General features: G+C 73.6%; 12 protein-coding genes and 1 tRNA gene. 9 read left to right on the top strand and 4 right to left on the bottom strand.

All coding sequences use genetic code 11. The features are described from left to right. Nucleotides 1-339 precede the first annotated feature (339 nt). Both ABKW28_RS09845 and ABKW28_RS09840 read left to right on the top strand, forming a co-directional pair. Nucleotides 340-1,425: a DNA polymerase domain-containing protein gene (locus ABKW28_RS09845; protein ID WP_348608833.1), complete on the top strand. Its 1,086-nt coding sequence runs from the start codon at nt 340-342 to the stop codon at nt 1,423-1,425. Nucleotides 1,426-1,746: 321 nt separating this feature from the next. Beyond that, a complete protein-coding gene (locus ABKW28_RS09840) occupies nt 1,747-2,376 on the top strand; it encodes a sulfotransferase family 2 domain-containing protein (protein WP_193666948.1) in 630 nt (209 codons plus the stop codon). A 27-nt stretch (nt 2,377-2,403) separates the two neighbouring features. Here ABKW28_RS09840 and ABKW28_RS09835 read toward each other — a convergent pair whose 3' ends face one another. Continuing rightward, on the bottom strand, nt 2,404-2,949 hold the full coding sequence (locus ABKW28_RS09835) for a hypothetical protein (RefSeq protein WP_341230705.1): 546 nt from the start codon (nt 2,947-2,949) through the stop codon (nt 2,404-2,406). Between the two features lie 31 nt (nt 2,950-2,980). Next, nucleotides 2,981-4,108, bottom strand: coding sequence for an ATP-dependent DNA ligase (locus ABKW28_RS09830; RefSeq protein ID WP_193666950.1), 1,128 nt, complete (start codon nt 4,106-4,108; stop codon nt 2,981-2,983). A 67-nt stretch (nt 4,109-4,175) separates the two neighbouring features. Here ABKW28_RS09830 and ABKW28_RS09825 point away from each other — a divergent pair. Then, nucleotides 4,176-4,254 (top strand) — tRNA-Gln (locus ABKW28_RS09825). Nucleotides 4,255-4,274: 20 nt separating this feature from the next. Here ABKW28_RS09825 and ABKW28_RS09820 read toward each other — a convergent pair. After that, nucleotides 4,275-4,664, bottom strand: coding sequence for a PaaI family thioesterase (locus tag ABKW28_RS09820; protein WP_348608830.1), 390 nt, complete (start codon nt 4,662-4,664; stop codon nt 4,275-4,277). A 31-nt stretch (nt 4,665-4,695) separates the two neighbouring features. Here ABKW28_RS09820 and ABKW28_RS09815 point away from each other — a divergent pair, with 31 nt between their 5' ends. The 5 genes from ABKW28_RS09815 (at nt 4,696) to ABKW28_RS09795 (ending at nt 10,879) form a co-directional block, all read left to right on the top strand. Then, on the top strand, nt 4,696-5,778 hold the full coding sequence (locus ABKW28_RS09815; protein WP_348608827.1) for an FKBP-type peptidyl-prolyl cis-trans isomerase: 1,083 nt from the start codon (nt 4,696-4,698) through the stop codon (nt 5,776-5,778). 44 nt (nt 5,779-5,822) lie between these two features. Further along, nucleotides 5,823-7,616 carry an ABC transporter ATP-binding protein gene (locus tag ABKW28_RS09810; RefSeq protein WP_348608824.1) on the top strand — a complete coding sequence of 598 codons (1,794 nt, stop codon included), beginning with the start codon at nt 5,823-5,825 and terminating at the stop codon, nt 7,614-7,616. Next, the gene (locus ABKW28_RS09805) at nt 7,613-8,245 is read left to right on the top strand and encodes a potassium channel family protein (protein WP_204797251.1); all 633 of its coding nucleotides are present in this window, start codon (nt 7,613-7,615) and stop codon (nt 8,243-8,245) included. Before ABKW28_RS09810 ends, ABKW28_RS09805 begins: the two co-directional genes overlap by 4 nt. 63 nt (nt 8,246-8,308) lie before the next feature. Beyond that, nucleotides 8,309-9,775, top strand: coding sequence for a bifunctional UDP-N-acetylglucosamine diphosphorylase/glucosamine-1-phosphate N-acetyltransferase GlmU (gene glmU, locus ABKW28_RS09800; protein ID WP_348608821.1), 1,467 nt, complete (start codon nt 8,309-8,311; stop codon nt 9,773-9,775). Between the two features lie 123 nt (nt 9,776-9,898). Further along, entirely contained in the window at nt 9,899-10,879 is a 981-nt protein-coding gene (locus ABKW28_RS09795) for a ribose-phosphate diphosphokinase (protein WP_193666954.1), read from the top strand. Nucleotides 10,880-11,063: 184 nt separating this feature from the next. Here ABKW28_RS09795 and pepN read toward each other — a convergent pair whose 3' ends face one another. Beyond that, nucleotides 11,064-13,484 carry an aminopeptidase N gene (pepN, locus tag ABKW28_RS09790; RefSeq protein WP_348608818.1) on the bottom strand — a complete coding sequence of 807 codons (2,421 nt, stop codon included), beginning with the start codon at nt 13,482-13,484 and terminating at the stop codon, nt 11,064-11,066. A 193-nt stretch (nt 13,485-13,677) separates the two neighbouring features. Here pepN and ABKW28_RS09785 point away from each other — a divergent pair, with 193 nt between their 5' ends. Continuing rightward, the gene (locus tag ABKW28_RS09785) at nt 13,678-16,470 is read left to right on the top strand and encodes a hypothetical protein (RefSeq protein ID WP_348608815.1); all 2,793 of its coding nucleotides are present in this window, start codon (nt 13,678-13,680) and stop codon (nt 16,468-16,470) included. The last annotated feature ends 3 nt before the right edge of the window (nt 16,471-16,473 follow it).

Here is a 16,473-nt window from a genome sequence, read left to right as displayed (position 1 = left end):
GTCGAGCAGTGACGAGCGCCAGCGAGGAGCGTCGCCTCCGTTGGTCGAGCAGTGACGAGCGCCAGCGAGGAGCGTCGCCGAGACCGGGTGAGTGACGCGCTCGCCGTACGCCATGGGCTCACGGGGTCTCGGCGTCGCTCGACCAACGACCGCCGTTGGTCGAGCAGTGACGAGCGTCAGCGAGGAGCGTCGCCGAGACCCGGTGAGTGCCGTGCTCGCCGTACGCCATGGACTCGCGGGGTCTCGGCGACGCTCGAGCCTTCGGCCCTCGCTGCTCGACCAACGGAGGGCGCCTCGCTGCTCGACCAACGGTGGGGCGGGGCCGCCTAGGGTGGCGCCATGGCGAAGGCGAGCGCGGCCGAGGTGCAGGCGGGCGGGCGCGCGGTGCGCGTCTCGAGCCCCGACCGGATCATCTACGAGGCGACCGGGCGCACGCCCGAGGTGACCAAGCTGATGGTCGCGCAGTACGTCGCCTCGGTCGAGGACGGGCTGATGCGCGCGCTGCGCGACCGCCCCACCGCGCTGGAGCGCTGGCCCTCGGGGGTGCGCGAGGGCATGCGCCTGGCCACCGGCCCGCAGGACTCGAAGGCCGAGGCGTTCTACCAGAAGCGGGTGCCCAAGGGGGCGCCCGACTACCTCGAGACCGCCACGGTCACGTTCCCCTCTGGGCGCACCGCCGACGAGATCTGCCCCACCGAGATCGCGGTGCCCGTGTGGTGTGCCCACATGGGCACGCTGACCTTCCACCCCTGGCCGGTGCGCCGCGACGACGTCGACCACCCCGACGAGCTGCGCATCGACCTCGACCCGCAGCCCGGCACGAGCTTCGCCGACGCCGTGCGGGTGGCCGGGGTGGCGCGCGAGCTGCTCGCCGAGCTGGGACTCACGGCGTACGTGAAGACGTCGGGCAACCGGGGTGTGCACGTCTACGTGCGCATCGAGCCGCGCTGGGAGTTCCTCGACGTGCGGCACGCCGCCATCGGCTTCGGCCGTGCGCTGGAGCGCCGTGACGAGCAGGTGACCACGGCCTGGTGGAAGGAGGAGCGGGGCGAGCGGATCTTCGTCGACTACAACCAGAACTGCCGCGACCGCACCATCGCCTCGGCGTACTCGCTGCGTCCGCTGCCCGGCGCACCGGTCTCGACACCGCTGTCGTGGGACGACCTGGCCGGGATCGTCGACCCGCGCGAGCTGAACCTCTTCACGGTGCCCGAGCGGCTCGCCGACGGCGGTGACCCGTGGGCCGGCATCGACGACGAGGCGTTCTCGATCCAGCCGCTGCTCGACCTCTACGAGGAGCTGCCCGGGGGAGAGATGCCCTACCCGCCGGACCACCCGAAGATGCCGGGTGAGCCGCCGCGGGTGCAGCCGAGCAAGAAGGTGGCCGGGCACTGGGACGCCGACGGCAACCGCATCGAGGACTGACGCCGGCGGCCGGCGGGGCCTGAGAACGGAAAGGGCCCGCCCGGCGGAGTCTCAGCTGCACCGGACGGGCTCCCGTCTCTGCGTCCGAGTCTCCCCCCGGATTCTCGGACGCGCTGGTCGGTCCGGAGCGAGTCCGCGTTCCCCCCAGAATCGCGGCATGCTCCCCGGTCCGACCGGTGAGGCCGCCCCCCGGCGACCTCATGGCTCAACACTAGGAGCGGAACCGGCGACGTGGGGGAACGCCTCATCCACAATCGGTCCAGGGTTTGGTAACACCGCGGGTGCGGTCTGCGGGCGACGAGGCGCTGGTACTTTGCGCCCATGATGGTCTCGCACTCGGCCCGCGTGCTGTTCGTGCACGTGCAGAAGACCGGTGGCATCACCATCGACCGGATGCTGCAGGAGGCGCTGCCCGACTTCGAGTTCCTGCCCGGGCTCGGCGGCGGCCGCCACGCCCGGCTCGGTCCGGCGCTGCGCACCTACCCCGAGCTGTCGGACTACTTCGTCTTCGGCTTCGTGCGCAACCCGTGGGCGCGGCTCTACTCGTGGTGGGCGATGATCAAGCGCGCCGAGGCCGACGCGGCGGCGGGCGTCGAGAAGGCCGCCAACCAGATGGACCACAACCGGCTGTGGAAGCGGGTGCTCGCGACCTGCCCCGACTTCGAGGCGTTCGTGCTGCGCGGCACCCAGGAGCAGCGCGAGCTGCGGCGCACCCAGGTCAGCTACCTGCGCACCAAGCAGCGCGAGGCCGACTTCATCGGCCGCCAGGAGCGCTTCGACGCTGACCTGCACGAGGTCTTCGACCGGCTCGAGCTGGCCTGGCCCGGCACGACCATGCATGCCAACACCGGGCCCAGCAGCGACTACCGGGTGCAGTACACCGACGAGATGCGCGACCGGGTGGCCGAGGTCTTCGCGGCCGACCTCGAGCGCTTCGGCTACGAGTTCTAGCCGCTCCAGCCGGCGTACGCCGCCCGCTCAGGCGCCGCTGATGCCCTCGGGCCCGCCGGCCTGCTCGTCGAAGGTCTCGTGCTCGAGCAGGTGCAGCACCGGCACGCCCAGCTTGCGGCGGGCCTGCGAGGTCCAGTCGAGGTGGAAGAGCTCGGCGACGATGTGGGGCCGGGTCAGCACGATCGCCTCACGGCCGTCGACGGCGGCCACCTCGGCGGCCAGCGCGTCGACCGGGGGCTCGGTGATGATCCGTCCGGTCGCCTCGGCGCCGGCGCGGCGCAGGTGCTCCAGGGTCGCGCCGAGCTCGGCCTCGGAGCGCTCGCGGCAGTCCTGGCGCACGGCGTCGAGGTCGATCTCCGACATCGTCATGGCCGGCGAGGCCAGCATCTCGCCGCCCGAGAGCGAGCCCATCGCGGCCTCCACGCGCGCCGCGGCGTCCTCGAGCGGCAGCAGCACGTGGTAGCGCACCCGTTCGCCCTCCGCGGTCAGCTCGGTGTGCAGCGAGCGCACCTGGGTGGCGTCGGCGGTGGAGAGCGCCTTCTCGATCAGGAGTACGACGTCGTAGTCGGCCATGGCTCCATCGTAGTCCCGCAACGGCCCGGACCTACCCCTGTCCGAGCACCTGGTCGAGGTCGTAGCCGGTGACCTCGTCGAGCTGCTCGTAGCCGCAGGAGGTGGGGTCCCGGTCGTCGCGCCAGCGCTTGAAGTGCGCGGTGTGGCGGAAGCGGCGCCCCTCCATGTGGTCGTACTTGACCTCCAGCACCCGCTCGGGGCGCAGCGGCACGAACGAGAGGTCCTTGCCGGCGCTCCAGCGGCTCTGGGTGCCCGGCACCCGGTCGGGGTTGGCGATCGCGCCCTCGTGCCAGCGCGCCCACGGGTGCTCCTCGATCGGGCAGGCCAGCTCGGAGAGCTCGTCCCACAGCTCGGCGCGTCGCTTCTCGGTGAAGCTGGCGCTGACGCCGATGTGCTGCAGCACCGGCCCGTCGTCGCCCTCGCTCCACAGCCCCAGCAGCAGGCTGCCGAGCAGCGGCCGCTCCGGCGTGGAGGTCTTGTGCTCGCGCATGCCGGCCAGCACCACGTCGGCGGTGCGCTCGTGCTTGATCTTCAGCATCGTGCGCGCGTTCTCGACGTACGCCGCCCCGAGCGGCTTGGCCACGACGCCGTCGAGCCCGGCACCCTCGAACTGCTCCAGCCACCGCTCGGCCACGGCAGGGTCGGTCGTGGTGCGGGTCAGGTGGCACGGCCCGGCGGCCCCGGGGTCGGAGAGGTGGGCCAGGGCCTCCTCGAGCGCGGCGCGGCGCTCGGCGAAGGGCCGGTCGACGTAGGACTCGCCGCCCAGGGCGAGCAGGTCGAAGGCCACGAAGCCGGCCGGTGTCTTCTCCGAGAGCATGTCGACGCGGGAGGCGGCGGGGTGGATGCGCTCCTGCAGCACCTCGAACTCCAGGCGCTGGCCGCCGTCGGGCGTCGGGAGCGCCACGAACACCTCGCCGTCGAGCACGCAGCGCTCGGGCAGCTGCTCGCGCGCCGCCGTGACGAGCTCGGGGAAGTAGCGGGTCAGCGGCTTGGTGTTGCGGCTGGTCAGCTCGACCTCGTCGCCGTCCTTGAACACCAGGCAGCGGAAGCCGTCCCACTTGGGCTCGAAGGACAGCCCGCCGTGCTTCTCGGGGTCGGGCACGCCCTTGACGGACTTGGCGAGCATCGGCCGCACCGGCGGCATCACGGGCAGGTCCACGCGATCGACCCTAGACCCGACCACCCCCACCCGTCGGGCCACGAGGACCCTAGGGTGGTGTCCTCATTCCCCGGTTGGTCTGCCGGCAGGGCCCGCCTGACTTTGAATCAGGACTAGCGACGTAGGTTCGACTCCTACCCGGGGAGCTCAGCTCGAAGGCTCCGGGTCAGCCCCGCGAGATCACCGCGTGCGTGCCGATGGCGCGGGCGATGACGTGACCAGCCTGGGTGATCTCGCCCTGGGTCGTGCAGATCCGCCCGCCCCTGCTCGTGCAGGTCGCGGTGCACACCAGCGGCTCCCCGGCCACGCCGGCCCGCACGAACTGCGAGCTCAGCTGCACGTGCGGCGCGATCATGCCCTCGGGTCCGGCGGCGTGGACCGCCCAACCGGTGGCGCTGTCGAGCAGGGCGCTGAGGTAGCCGCCGTGCAGGATGCCGCCGCCGTTGAGGTGCTCGGGGCCGGGGTCGGCCTCCACGACGGCGCCCGCGGGGTCGGCGCGCACCACCCGGAACCCGAGGTGCGCCGAGAACGGTCCGGGGTCTCCCACAGCGGTCATGGGCACACCGTAGGGGGCCACCACCGGGCGCGTGCGGGGAGCCCGCCCGGGCCGGGGCGAGGACCGGCGACGTAGGTTCGACCCCGACCCGGGGCCCTCGCGCCCCGACCCCCGCCCCTCCGATGTGGAGAAGCCCGTGCTCCGACGCTCGCGTCCCCTGGCCGCCCTGTGCGCCGTCGTCCTGCTGTCCGGCCTGGCGGCCTGCGGCTCCGAGTCCGACTCCGCCGACGAGGCGACCGGCTCGTCCGGCTCCTCCGGGGGCCCCGAGGAGGTCAGCTTCACCGGCGAGGTGGGCGAGAGCCTCACCGCCGAGTGGAGCGGGGCCATCGAGCAGCCGGAGGAGACGACGGTCGAGACCCTGGTCGAGGGCGACGGGGAGGAGATCGCCGAGGGCGCCACGGTGAGCACCTACGTGTACGTCGGCAACGGCAGCACGCAGGAGGACGTCTTCAGCGACTACGACAACGGCGCGCCGGAGTCGATCCCCAACGACGAGCAGGTCGGCGAGGTCTTCCTCGAGATGATGGACGGCGCGACGTACGGCTCGCGGGTCGTGGCGGTCACCACGCCCACCGACCTGCTGGGCCCGGGCGCCGAGAGCAACTCCCTCGGGCTGGGCGCCGACGACAGCGTGGTGGTCGTGATGGACCTGGTGGAGGAGCAGGAGGTCGCGCCGACGCCGTCGAGCGACCAGGCCGAGGACGCCGCGCCCGACAGCCAGCCCAGCGTGGTCAGCGAGGGCGGCGACCCCGTCGGCCTCGACTTCGAGGGCATCGACGAGCCCGCGCTCGACACCCCCGTGCAGCGGGTCGTGCTCGAGGAGGGCGACGGGGCGAAGGTGAAGGCCTCCGACACCGTCACCGTCGACTACCTCGGCGCGACGTACGACGCCGACGCGCCGTTCGATGAGAGCTACTCGCGCGGCGAGCCGCTCGTCTCTCCGCTCAGCGGACTGATCCCCGGGTGGAGCATCGGCCTCGACGGCGTGCCGGTCGGCAGCCGGGTGCTGCTGCAGATCCCGCCGGCCTACGGCTACGGCACGCAGGGCAGCCCGCCCGACATCCCCGGCAACGCGACCCTGTGGTTCCTCATCGACGTGGTCGAGGCCGAGTAGCCCCACCGCGACCGGTCGGACCCGTTGGCTTAGGGTCACCTAATATGAGCGCGACCACCCCCGACCGGCCGTTGCAGGCGCTGTGGCAGCGCCACCGCGCCTACCGGCGCCGCTTCGTCCTGGCCGTCGTCATGTCGACGCTCAACAAGGTCGCCGACGTGGTGCCCGAGCTGTTGATCGGCGCGGCGGTCGACGTCGTCGTGCGCGGCGACGACTCCCTGGTGGGCGCGGTGCTGGGGGTGGAGTCGCGCTACGCGCAGCTGGGGTGGCTGGCCGCGATCAACGTCGTGGTCTGGATCGTCGAGTCGGCCTCGCAGTACGCCGCCGACGTGCTGTGGCGGGGCCTGGCCCAGGGCGTCGAGCACGACCTGCGCGTCGAGGCCTACGACCACGCCCAGCACCTCGACATGTCGTGGCACGAGTCGCGCTCGAGCGGCTCGACCCTGGCCACCCTCAACGACGACGTCAACCAGCTCGAGCGCTTCCTCGACGTCGGCGCGCCGGCGATCCTGCAGACGGTGCTCAACGTGCTGCTCGTCGGCGCCGTCTTCGCGGCCTCGTCGTGGACGCTGCTGCTGCTGGCCTTCACCCCCATCCCGGTGATCGTGGTCGGCTCGCTGGTCTTCCAGCGCCGGCTCGAGCCGCTCTACGCCCGGGTGCGCGACGCGGTGGCCGACCTGTCCGGCGCGCTGGCCGCCAACCTGGCGGGGGTCGCGACCATCAAGGCCTTCACCGCCGAGGACCGTGAGCGCGAGCGGATCGCGGGCGTCTCCAGCGCCTACCGCGAGGCCAACCGCGCCGCGATCCGCTCCTCGGCCGCGTTCGTGCCGCTGGTGCGGATGGCGATCCTGGCCGGCTTCACCTGCACGCTGCTGCTCGGCGGCTGGTCGGTGCTGCGCGGCGACCTGGCCGTCGGGCTCTACTCGGTGCTGGTGTTCATGACCCAGCGGCTGCTGTGGCCGCTCACCGAGGTCGCCACCGTGCTCGACCTCTACCAGCGCGGGCGGGCCTCGACCCAGCGGATCCTGGCCCTGCTGGCGGTGCCGGTCTCGGTGCCGGCCGGCAGCACCGCGCTGGCCCGTCCGGTCCAGGGGCGCATCGAGCTGCGCGGCGTCCGGGCCGGGTACGCCGACGGCCCCGACGTGCTGCACGGCGTCGACCTGGTGGTGCCGGCGGGGGAGACGCACGCGATCGTCGGCGCGACCGGGTCGGGCAAGTCCACGCTGCTGCGCCTGGTGCTGCGCTTCGACGACCCGCGCGAGGGCAGCGTGCTGCTCGACGGCCACGACACCCGCGACCTCGACTGGGACTCCCTGCGCGGGTCGATGGCCTACGTCGCCCAGGACGTCTACATGTTCGCCGGCACGATCGCCGACAACATCGCCTACGGGCGACCCGAGGCCTCCCGCGAGGAGGTCGTCGCGGCCGCCGAGGCCGCCACCGCCCGCGACTTCGTCGAGGCCACCGCCGCCGGCTTCGACACCCTGGTCGGCGAGCGCGGTGTGACCCTCTCGGGCGGCCAGCGCCAGCGCCTCGCCCTGGCGCGTGCGCTGCTGCGCCGGCCCAGCGTGCTGGTGCTCGACGAGGCGACCAGCGCGGTCGACAACGAGACCGAGGCGGCCATCCAGCGCTCGTTGCGGGTGGCCACCCGCAGCTGCACCGCCCTCGTGGTGGCCCACCGGCTCTCGACGGTGCGCCACGCGCACCGCATCTGGGTCCTCGACGCCGGGCGCGTCACCGAGGCGGGCACCCACGACGAGCTGCTGGCCGCCGACGGGGCGTACGCCGCGCTGTGGCGGGTCCAGACCGGCGAGCCGGACCCGGTGGCGCTGCGGTGAGCCGCGTCGAGCGGTGGGAGCGACGCTCCGAGGTGCCGCTGGTCCTGCTGGCCCTGGCCTTCCTGGTCGCCTACGCCTGGCCGGTGCTCGACCCGCGGCTCGACGCCGACGTCGCCACCGTCCTGACCGCGGTCTCCTACGCGGTGTGGATCGCCTTCGCGGTCGACCTCGCGGTGCGGCTGGTGCTGGCGCCCGACGCCCGGGCCTACGCCCTGCGGCACTGGTACGACGTCGCGCTGGTCGCCCTGCCCCTGCTGCGCCCGCTGCGGCTGCTGCGCCTGCTGACGCTGGTGCGGATGCTCGACCGCTCGGCCGCCTCGTCGCTGGCCGGCCGGGTGCTGGTCTACGTGTCGGTCGCCTCCACCCTGGCGGTCGGGCTGGGCGCGCTCGCCGTGCTCGACGCCGAGCGCGGCGCCCCCGGCGCCAACCTGACCGGCTTCGGCGACTCGCTGTGGTGGGCGGCGACCACCGTGACGACCGTCGGCTACGGCGACCACTACCCGGTCACCACCGAGGGCCGCTTCGTGGCGGTGGCGCTGATGCTCGTCGGCATCGGCCTGGTCGGTGCCGTCACCGCGTCGGTGGCGACCTGGATCCTCGGCCACGTCGCCCAGGATCGCGCTACCTGAGCGCGCTTCACCTGCGGGCTCTACAGTGAGCGCGCTCCTGCCCCCCGCTGATTCGGAGAACCCGTGGCCGACCCCGTGCTGCACGACCTGACCGTGATCGTCCTCGCCGCCGGCGGCGGGACACGGATGCGGTCGAAGACCGCCAAGGTCCTGCACCCCATCGGCGGGCGCAGCATGGTGGGCCACGTGCTGGTGGCCGTCCACGGCTGCGCGCCGCGCCGGGTGGTCGCGGTGATCGGCCACCAGCGCGACCAGGTCGGTGCCCACATCGCCGAGCTCGCCCCCGAGGCGCTGCTCGCGGTGCAGGAGGAGCAGGCCGGCACCGGCCACGCCGTCCGCGTGGGGGTCGAGGCGGCCGACGCCCGCGAGGGCACCGTGCTGGTCGCCTACGGCGACACCCCGCTGCTGACCGCCGAGAGCCTGCGCGCGTTCGTGGCCGAGCACGAGGCGGCGCAGCGTGCGGTCAGCGTGCTCTCCGGCGTGGTCGACGACCCGTTCGGCTACGGCCGGGTGGTGCGCGACGAGGACGGTGAGGTCGTGGCGATCGTGGAGCAGAAGGACGCCTCGACCGACCAGCGCGAGATCCGCGAGATCAACTCCGGGATCATGGCCTTCGACGCGGCGTTCCTGCACGAGGCGCTGCCGCGGCTGGGCAACGACAACGCCAACGGCGAGTACTACCTCACCGACCTGCTGGGCCTGGCGCGCGAGGCCGGGTTGACCGTCGGCGCCCACCCGATCGACGACGTGCGCCAGACCGAGGGCGCGAACGACCGCGCCCAGCTCGCCGAGCTGGGCCGCGAGCTCAACACCCGCATCGTCGAGCGCTGGATGCGCGAGGGCGTCACCGTGATGGACCCCGCCACGACCTGGATCGACGCCGACGTGGTGCTCGCCCCCGACGTGGTGCTGCTGCCGGGCACCCAGCTGCTCGGCGCGACCGTGGTCGGCGAGGACGCCGTCATCGGCCCCGACTCCACGCTCAAGGACTGCGAGATCGGCGTCGGGGCCCGCGTCGTGCGGGTGCACGGCGAGCTCGCCGTGGTGGGCGAGCAGGCCGACGTCGGCCCGTTCTCCTACCTGCGCCCGGGCACCCGGCTGGGCGAGCGCGGCAAGATCGGCGGCTTCGTCGAGACCAAGAACGCCGTCATCGGCGCAGGCGCCAAGGTGCCGCACCTGTCCTACGTCGGCGACGCCGAGATCGGCGAGGGCACCAACATCGGGGCCGGCACGATCTTCGCCAACTACGACGGTGTGGCCAAGCACCGCACCACCGTCGGGCGGCACGCCCGCACCGGCTCCAACAACACGTTCGTCGCGCCGGTGACCATCGGCGACGGCGCCAGCACCGGCGGCGGCACCGTCGTACGAGGCGACGTGCCGGCGGGTGCGCTGGCGCTGAGCGCGGGGCCGATGCGGGTGATCGAGCGGTGGGCCCAGCAGCGGCGCGCGGGCACCGCCCAGGCCGAGGCCGCGGCCCGCGCCGAGGGGTCGGGAGAGGGCTCCGGAGGGGCCCCGGGGTCGGCCTAGGCAAAGACTGCGCGTCACGTCGGTCACACGGGGCGGCGCAGCCCGGTCTCGGGTTTCGCGGCCGACCGTCCGCGGGGCAGACTGTCGGGCGCACCCCACCCGTCGGCGACCCAGGAGCTGCTCGTGACCGGATACAAGAAGACCACCGAGAAGAACCTCATGGTCTTCAGCGGTCGGGCACACCCGGCGCTCGCCGAGGAGGTCGCGGGCATCCTCGAGACCGAGCTGGTCCCGACCTCGGCCTACGAGTTCGCCAACTCCGAGATCTACGTGCGCTACGAGGAGTCGGTGCGCGGCTGCGACGCGTTCGTGATCCAGAGCCACACCGCTCCGATCAACGAGTGGATCATGGAGCACCTGATCATGGTCGACGCGCTCAAGCGCGCCAGCGCCAAGCGCATCACCGTGGTGATGCCCTTCTACGGCTACGCCCGCCAGGACAAGAAGCACCGCGGCCGCGAGCCGATCTCGGCGCGCCTGATGGCCGACCTCTTCAAGACCGCCGGCGCTGACCGGCTCATCGCCGTCGACCTGCACGCCGACCAGATCCAGGGCTACTTCGACGGCCCCGTCGACCACCTGATGGCGCTGCCGATCCTCACCGACTACGTCAACGAGAAGTACGGCGACCAGCCGCTCGCCGTCGTCTCGCCCGACGCAGGCCGGATCAAGGTCGCGGAGCGCTGGTCGGCCAAGCTCGGTGGCGTACCGCTGGCCTTCATCCACAAGACCCGCCGCACCGACCGGCCCAACGAGACCGTCGCCAACCGCGTCGTGGGCGAGGTCGCGGGCAAGATCTGCGTCCTCACCGACGACATGATCGACACCGGCGGCACCATCGTGAAGGCCGCCGAGGCCCTGATGGCCGACGGCGCCGCGGGTGTGGTCATCGCCGCGACCCACGCGATCCTCTCCGACCCCGCCGTCGACCGGCTCAAGAACAGCCCGGCGGTCGAGGTCATCGTCACCGACACCCTCCCGATCTCCGAGGACCGCCGTTTCGACAAGCTGACCATCCTCTCGATCGCCCCGCTGGTGGCCCGCGCCATCCGCGAGGTGTTCGAGGACGGCTCGGTCACCTCGATGTTCGACGGCCACGCCTGATCGCTGCCGAGCCTGCGGCAGCGATCGTCGGTGGTCGAGCAGCGACCGCGGCCGAGGGACGAGGCCGCGACGGAGCGTGTCGAGACCCGGTGACGTGCCCACGACCGTGACCCGCGACTGAGCTGCAGGTTCGGGCCGGGTCAGCGCGAAGTCTGGGCCGGGTCAGCGTGAGATCTGGGCCGGGTCAGCCGAGGTCGTCGAGCTGGTCGTTCCACAGCCGGGACAGCACGGTGGGCACCGAGCCCGAGGCCAGGGAGTCGGCGAGACGCTGGCGCTGCGCGGGGCTGAGCTGCACCGCCGGGAAGGCGTTGCGGCCCACGACCAGCGAGAAGCCCTGGCCGCGGCGCTCGCAGATGGCGGGGGAGTCGGCCAGGTAGGCGTCGACGTACGCCGTGCACAGCCCGACGCGCTCGGGGTCCCACAAGCCCTGGGCGGCGGCCTCGAAGACCCGGTTCGAGACGTCGGGGGCGCTCATCGTGGCCCAGGCCGCGGCCTTGGCCTCGGCGCTCGGGCGGGCAGCGAGCGCGCGGGCGGCGCCCAGCTCGCCGGCGAAGGTCTGGTCGCGCTGCCGCTCGGCCTCGATGCCGGCCTCGTCGAGCGCACCCAGCCTGGCGAGACGCGCCACCGTCGACCAGCGCAGTCCGGGGTCGAGGTCGACCCCGGCGTCGGTGCGCCCGGCCGCGAGCCAGCCGAGCAGTGCGGAGGCGTCGCGGCTGGTCGCTGCCAGGCCACGGGTCAGCGCGATCACCACCTGGTCGTCGGCGGTGGCCGCCAGCGCCGAGCGGCAGGCCGCGGCCACCCGGTCGACCACCGCGGGCGCCTCGGCGGCCGGGGTGGAGCGGGTGAGCACCGGGCCCAGCGCACGGTCGAGCACCGCCGAGACCAGCGCCGGCCGCGGCTCGCCGGGCAGGTGCCGCTCGACCAGGTCGAGGAAGCCGGACACCGGGAGCGCCCGGGTGCGGACCTCGTCGAAGGCGTGCGCCCACAGCACCGTGCGGGTCAGCTCGTCCTCGACCGACCCGAGGCGCCGGGCGACCACATCGGCCGAGGTGGCGTCGAGCCGCAGCCGGGCGAAGGTCTCGCCCTGGCTGTTGGGCACCACCGCCAGCCCGGCCCACCCGGTCAGCGCCACCTCCTCGTCGGCGAGGTCGACCACCCGGGTCGCCACGAGCGCGCCGTCGGCGTCGAGGGCGCTGACCGAGAAGCGGTGCGGACGCACGCCCTCGCGCACCAGCACCGGCACCTGGTCGTCTCCTCGGCGCACCGCGATCGTGTCGAAGCCGGTGCGGCGCAACCAGGCCTCCGCCCACCCGAGCACGTCGCGCGGCGAGGCCGCGTCGAGGGCCGCCACGAGGTCGTCGAGGGTGGCGTTGCCGAAGCGGTGCCGGGTCAGGTGCGCGTTGACACCGGTGAGGAAGTCGTCGTCACCCAGCCAGGTCACCAGCTGGCGCAGGCACGAGTTGCCCTTCGCGTAGGAGATCGAGTCGAAGTTGGTGAAGGCGCTGTCGACGTCGGGCACGTCCTCCGGCGCGGGCGCGACCGGGTGGGTCGAGCGCCGCTCGTCGGCGACGTACGCCGCGGGCTTGCGGGTCGCCTCGTGCACCACGAGCGTGCCGCCGAAGCCCGCCCCCTCGGCCGCGACCCGGTAGCCCATGTAGTCGGCGAAGCTCTCGTTGAGCCAGGTGTCCTCCCACCAGCGCATCGTCACCAGGTTGCCGAACCACATGTGCGCCATCTCGTGGGCGATGACGGTGGCGCGGCGCGAGCGCTGGTCGTCGGTGACCCGCCCGCGCGGCAGCAGCTCGTCGCGGTAGGTCACGCAGCCGGGGGTCTCCATCGCGCCCCAGTTGTGGCCGGGGCCGAAGAGCTGGTCGTAGGAGTCGAAGGGGTAGGGCTCGTCGAAGAGCGTCGCGTAGTGGTCGAAGCAGTCGTCGGTGGTGCGTCGCAGCTCGTCGGCGTCGCGGTCGAGCTCGGCGGCCAACGACGCGCGCGCGTGCCAGCCGAACGGCAGCCCGGCGTGCTCCCAGGTCACCGAGTGCCACGGCCCGGCGCACACCACGAACAGCGAGGGGCACAGCCGCGGCGTCGTGGCGAAGACCCAGCGGCCGTCCTCGCTCGAGGTCACCCGCCCGTTGCCGATCACCTGCCAGCGCGGGTCGGCCGAGACCGCGACGGCCATCGTGGCCTTGACGTCGGGCTGGTCGAAGCAGGCGAAGACCCGCTGCGCGATGTCGAGGGAGAGGTAGGCCGACACGTAGGTCTCGCCGTCGACGGGGTCGGTCATCCGGTGCATGCCGTCGCCGTCGCTGACGTAGGGCAGCCGCGCCTCGACCCGCACCGACACGGGCGTCCCGACCGGCAGGCCCTCGAGCGTGATCCGCCGCCCGTCGTACGCCGCCTCCACGGCCCGGCCGTCGACGCTGACGACGAGGTCGCGGGCGTCGGTGAGCTCGACGAACGTGCTCGGCGCGGCGGTGGTGAAGGTCAGGGTCGTCGTGGAGCCGAAGGTCTCGCCGGCGTGGTCGCGCAGGTCGAGGTCGATGTCGTAGGAGACGTCGGTGACCTGCGCGGAGCGGGCGCGGGCCTCGGTGAGGGTGAGCGACATGCGCCCACCCTAGGGAGGGCGACGCGGGCAGCACCCCGGGCCCGGGACACGCAGATCGTGGGAAGACCCGACGGCGCCCGTCGCGATGACCCATGATGTCTAGACATTGGTTTGCCGGACGGCCCTGGCGAGCAGGAACCCGATCGGCTCCCTGCGTCGGTGAGGGGCCGGCCTGAGTCTCGAGGAGCCCCCCATGTCCGTCGCGCGCCACGCCGCGATCCGTCCCTCCCGCGCCGGTCGCACCGTGCGGGCCTCCCTCGCCGTCGCCCTGGCGGGGGCGCTGCTCTCGGCCGGCGGCGCGCCCGCGCAGGCCGTGGGCGAGCAGGTGCTGCAGCAGGTCGACGTGCGGCTGGGCACCGACGGGGCCCTGACCGCCGTCGAGTCGACGTCGGTGCGCCGCGGCGAGGAGGGTGGTGAGGCGCTGCAGACCGCCCTCGACGCCCAGGAGGCGGCTGAGGAGCTGCCGGTGCGCATCCAGACCGCCTACCGGCTCGGCGACGAGGCCGGCACCGACCTCGGCGAGATCGCCGGCCGCAGCGGCCGGGTGGTCCTCGACCTGACCGTGCAGAACACCACCGTGCGCCCCGAGGAGGTCACCTACGACGCCGGCGGCGTGCAGCGCTCGCAGTTCGCCCTGGTCGGGGTGCCGCTCACCGTCGTCGCCTCGGCCGTGCTGGGGGAGGGCAGCCTGGCCGAGGTGGTCACCGGCGAGGAGGGCGACGACGACGTGACCAACGGCGTGCTGAGCCGTGGCGGTGGCGGCGAGCCGCGGGTGCAGTGGGCCACGATGCTGGCGCCCCCGCGCCTGGCGCCGAGCGCGACCTTCCGCCTGGTGCTCGACACCGACGACTTCGAGGTGCCGTCCTTCGACATCGGCGTGCAGCCCGGCCTGGTGACCGACACCTCGCTGACGGGCCTGCTCGACGAGGCGTTCAGCGACGACCGGGGCGGGGCCATCGACACCGAGGCGCGCACGATCGAGGTCATCGGCGACGTCACGAGCGTGCTGACCCAGGCCGGCGCCGTGCTCACCGACATCGAGACCCGGCTCTCCGACTCTGCCGAGCGGCTGGGTGCGCAGACCATCGCCGACCTGCAGAGCTCCTCGGTCGGTGTCAGCGAGCAGCTCGGCGGCCTGTCGGCCGACCTGGCCCGGCTCGACGGGTCGCTGGGCGAGCAGCTCGGCGGTGTGCAGGACGACGCCGTCCAGGCGCTCTCCTCCAGCCTCACCGAGGTCAAGGACGTGCTCGGCGACCCCGCCAGGATCAAGCCCCCCACGCCGCAGGACGGCGCCGAGGGGTGCCGGGTCGAGCTCGGCCGCGACCTGTCCGCACCGACCGTCTACGGCCAGCTCGCCGCCGTCAGCAGCCGGTTGAGCACCCTGTCGAACGCCAGCGGCGCCTGCCGCGCCTCGATCGCCGACGACCTGGCGCGCCAGATCGGCTCGGCCGACGAGCTCGCCGACTGCGGGCCCGAGGCCACCTCCGCCGTGTGCGTGCTGGCCGCGGCGCGCGAGCGCCTGGCCGAGCAGGCCGACGTGCTCTCGCTCTTCGGGACCGACCTGGCCGGTCGCCTCGACGCCGGCGCGGTCGACGACCTGGGCGAGTCGATGGCCACGGTCGTCGACGAGCTGGCCTCGGTGGAGGCCGCCGCCGACGAGATCCTCGGCGGCTCGGGCCAGCCGGTGCGGCCCCTGGCGCTGCTGCTGGGCTCGCTGGTCGACTCGCTGGAGTCGCTCAAGACCCTGCTGCAGCCCGGCGCGGCCACCGGCCTGCAGTCCGCCTTCGCCGACATCCACGCCCTGGCCGGCGCCCAGGCCGAGGCCGTCGGCACCCCCGACGTCGACGGCAGCATCGCCCAGCGCGCCCAGGCACTGACCTCGGCCGTGTGCGCCATCCCCGGGCTCGCCGACGTCACCGACACCTCACGCATCCCCGCCGACGTCCTCGAGCAGCTGCAGCAGGGACTCGTCACCCGCATCGACGCCGCCCGCGCTGCCGCCGGCTGCGCCGGGGGAACGACGCTCGCCCAGCGCCTGCAGTCGGTGCGGGCGGCGTGGGTCTCGGTGCAGCAGACCTCGGCCGTCGACGGCGACGGCTCGGTGGCGCGGGCGCTCGCGAGCCTGCGCACCTCGGTCGACGGCGCGCTGGTCGAGCTGGGGGAGGCGATCGACGACACCGTCGACGTCGCCGACCTGCGCGGCCTGGTGGCCCGGGTGGCCGCGCTGGGCGCGCAGGCGGAGGTGCCCTCCTGCGACGACCTCACCGGCCGCGAGCCCGCGGGCTCGGTCGACGCCCTGCGCTTCGCCTACCAGCGCGTGGCCTGCAACCAGGCCGGGCTCGAGAAGGAGGTCGACAAGGCCTTCGCCGAGGCCCGCAAGGCGCTCGACGGCACCGGCGGGGAGATCGGTCGCAGCATCGAGGCCACCGACGGGGCCCGGGGCAAGGCCGACGAGCGCGTCGCCGAGCTCTTCGGCTCCCTGAGCCAGGGGGCCGACCGTGCCGCCGAGCGCATCGTCGCCCAGGGCGGACGCCGCATCCAGGGCCAGCGCGCCGGCCTCGACCGGCAGGTCCGCCAGGCGGAGTCGCGCCTGGGCGGTGCCGTCGGCGACGCGCTGCGCACCATCGGGACCAACATCACCGCCGCCACCGGCGACCTCGGCGAGTCCGAGGCGCGGTTGCAGGCCGACCTCCAGCGGGTCCTGGTCGACCTCGGCACCCGGGAGAGCGGCGGCACCGGCATCCTCGGCTCGCTGGCGACCGGGGCCGGGCAGACCGGGCTGGCCAACGACTCGGTGCAGCTGGCCAACGCCCGCGCGTCGGCGTTCGGCGCGGTGCGCGGCAGGACCCTCGACGAGGTGTTCCTGCAGCAGGCGCAGACGATCCGCTCGCTCGAGCGCGAGCAGGAGTTCCGGGCCTTCGACGACGGCGTGGGCGCCGACGACTCGCTGCTCACCGTGTTCTCCTTCCACCTCGGCCAGGACTGAGCG

The sequence above is a fragment of the Nocardioides sp. 31GB23 genome, assembly GCF_040012395.1.
GTDB classification, from domain to species: domain Bacteria; phylum Actinomycetota; class Actinomycetes; order Propionibacteriales; family Nocardioidaceae; genus Nocardioides; species Nocardioides salarius.
This window is presented reverse-complemented; position numbering and strand designations above follow the sequence as displayed.

Coding starts and splice junctions, on each gene's coding strand:
- ABKW28_RS09845 (WP_348608833.1), top strand. CDS start 340: ATGGCGAAGGCGAGCGCGGCCGAGGTGCAGGCGGGCGGGCGCGCGGTG.
- ABKW28_RS09840 (WP_193666948.1), top strand. CDS start 1,747: ATGATGGTCTCGCACTCGGCCCGCGTGCTGTTCGTGCACGTGCAGAAG.
- ABKW28_RS09835 (WP_341230705.1), bottom strand. CDS start 2,949: ATGGCCGACTACGACGTCGTACTCCTGATCGAGAAGGCGCTCTCCACC.
- ABKW28_RS09820 (WP_348608830.1), bottom strand. CDS start 4,664: ATGACCGCTGTGGGAGACCCCGGACCGTTCTCGGCGCACCTCGGGTTC.
- ABKW28_RS09810 (WP_348608824.1), top strand. CDS start 5,823: ATGAGCGCGACCACCCCCGACCGGCCGTTGCAGGCGCTGTGGCAGCGC.
- pepN (WP_348608818.1), bottom strand. CDS start 13,484: ATGTCGCTCACCCTCACCGAGGCCCGCGCCCGCTCCGCGCAGGTCACC.
- ABKW28_RS09785 (WP_348608815.1), top strand. CDS start 13,678: ATGTCCGTCGCGCGCCACGCCGCGATCCGTCCCTCCCGCGCCGGTCGC.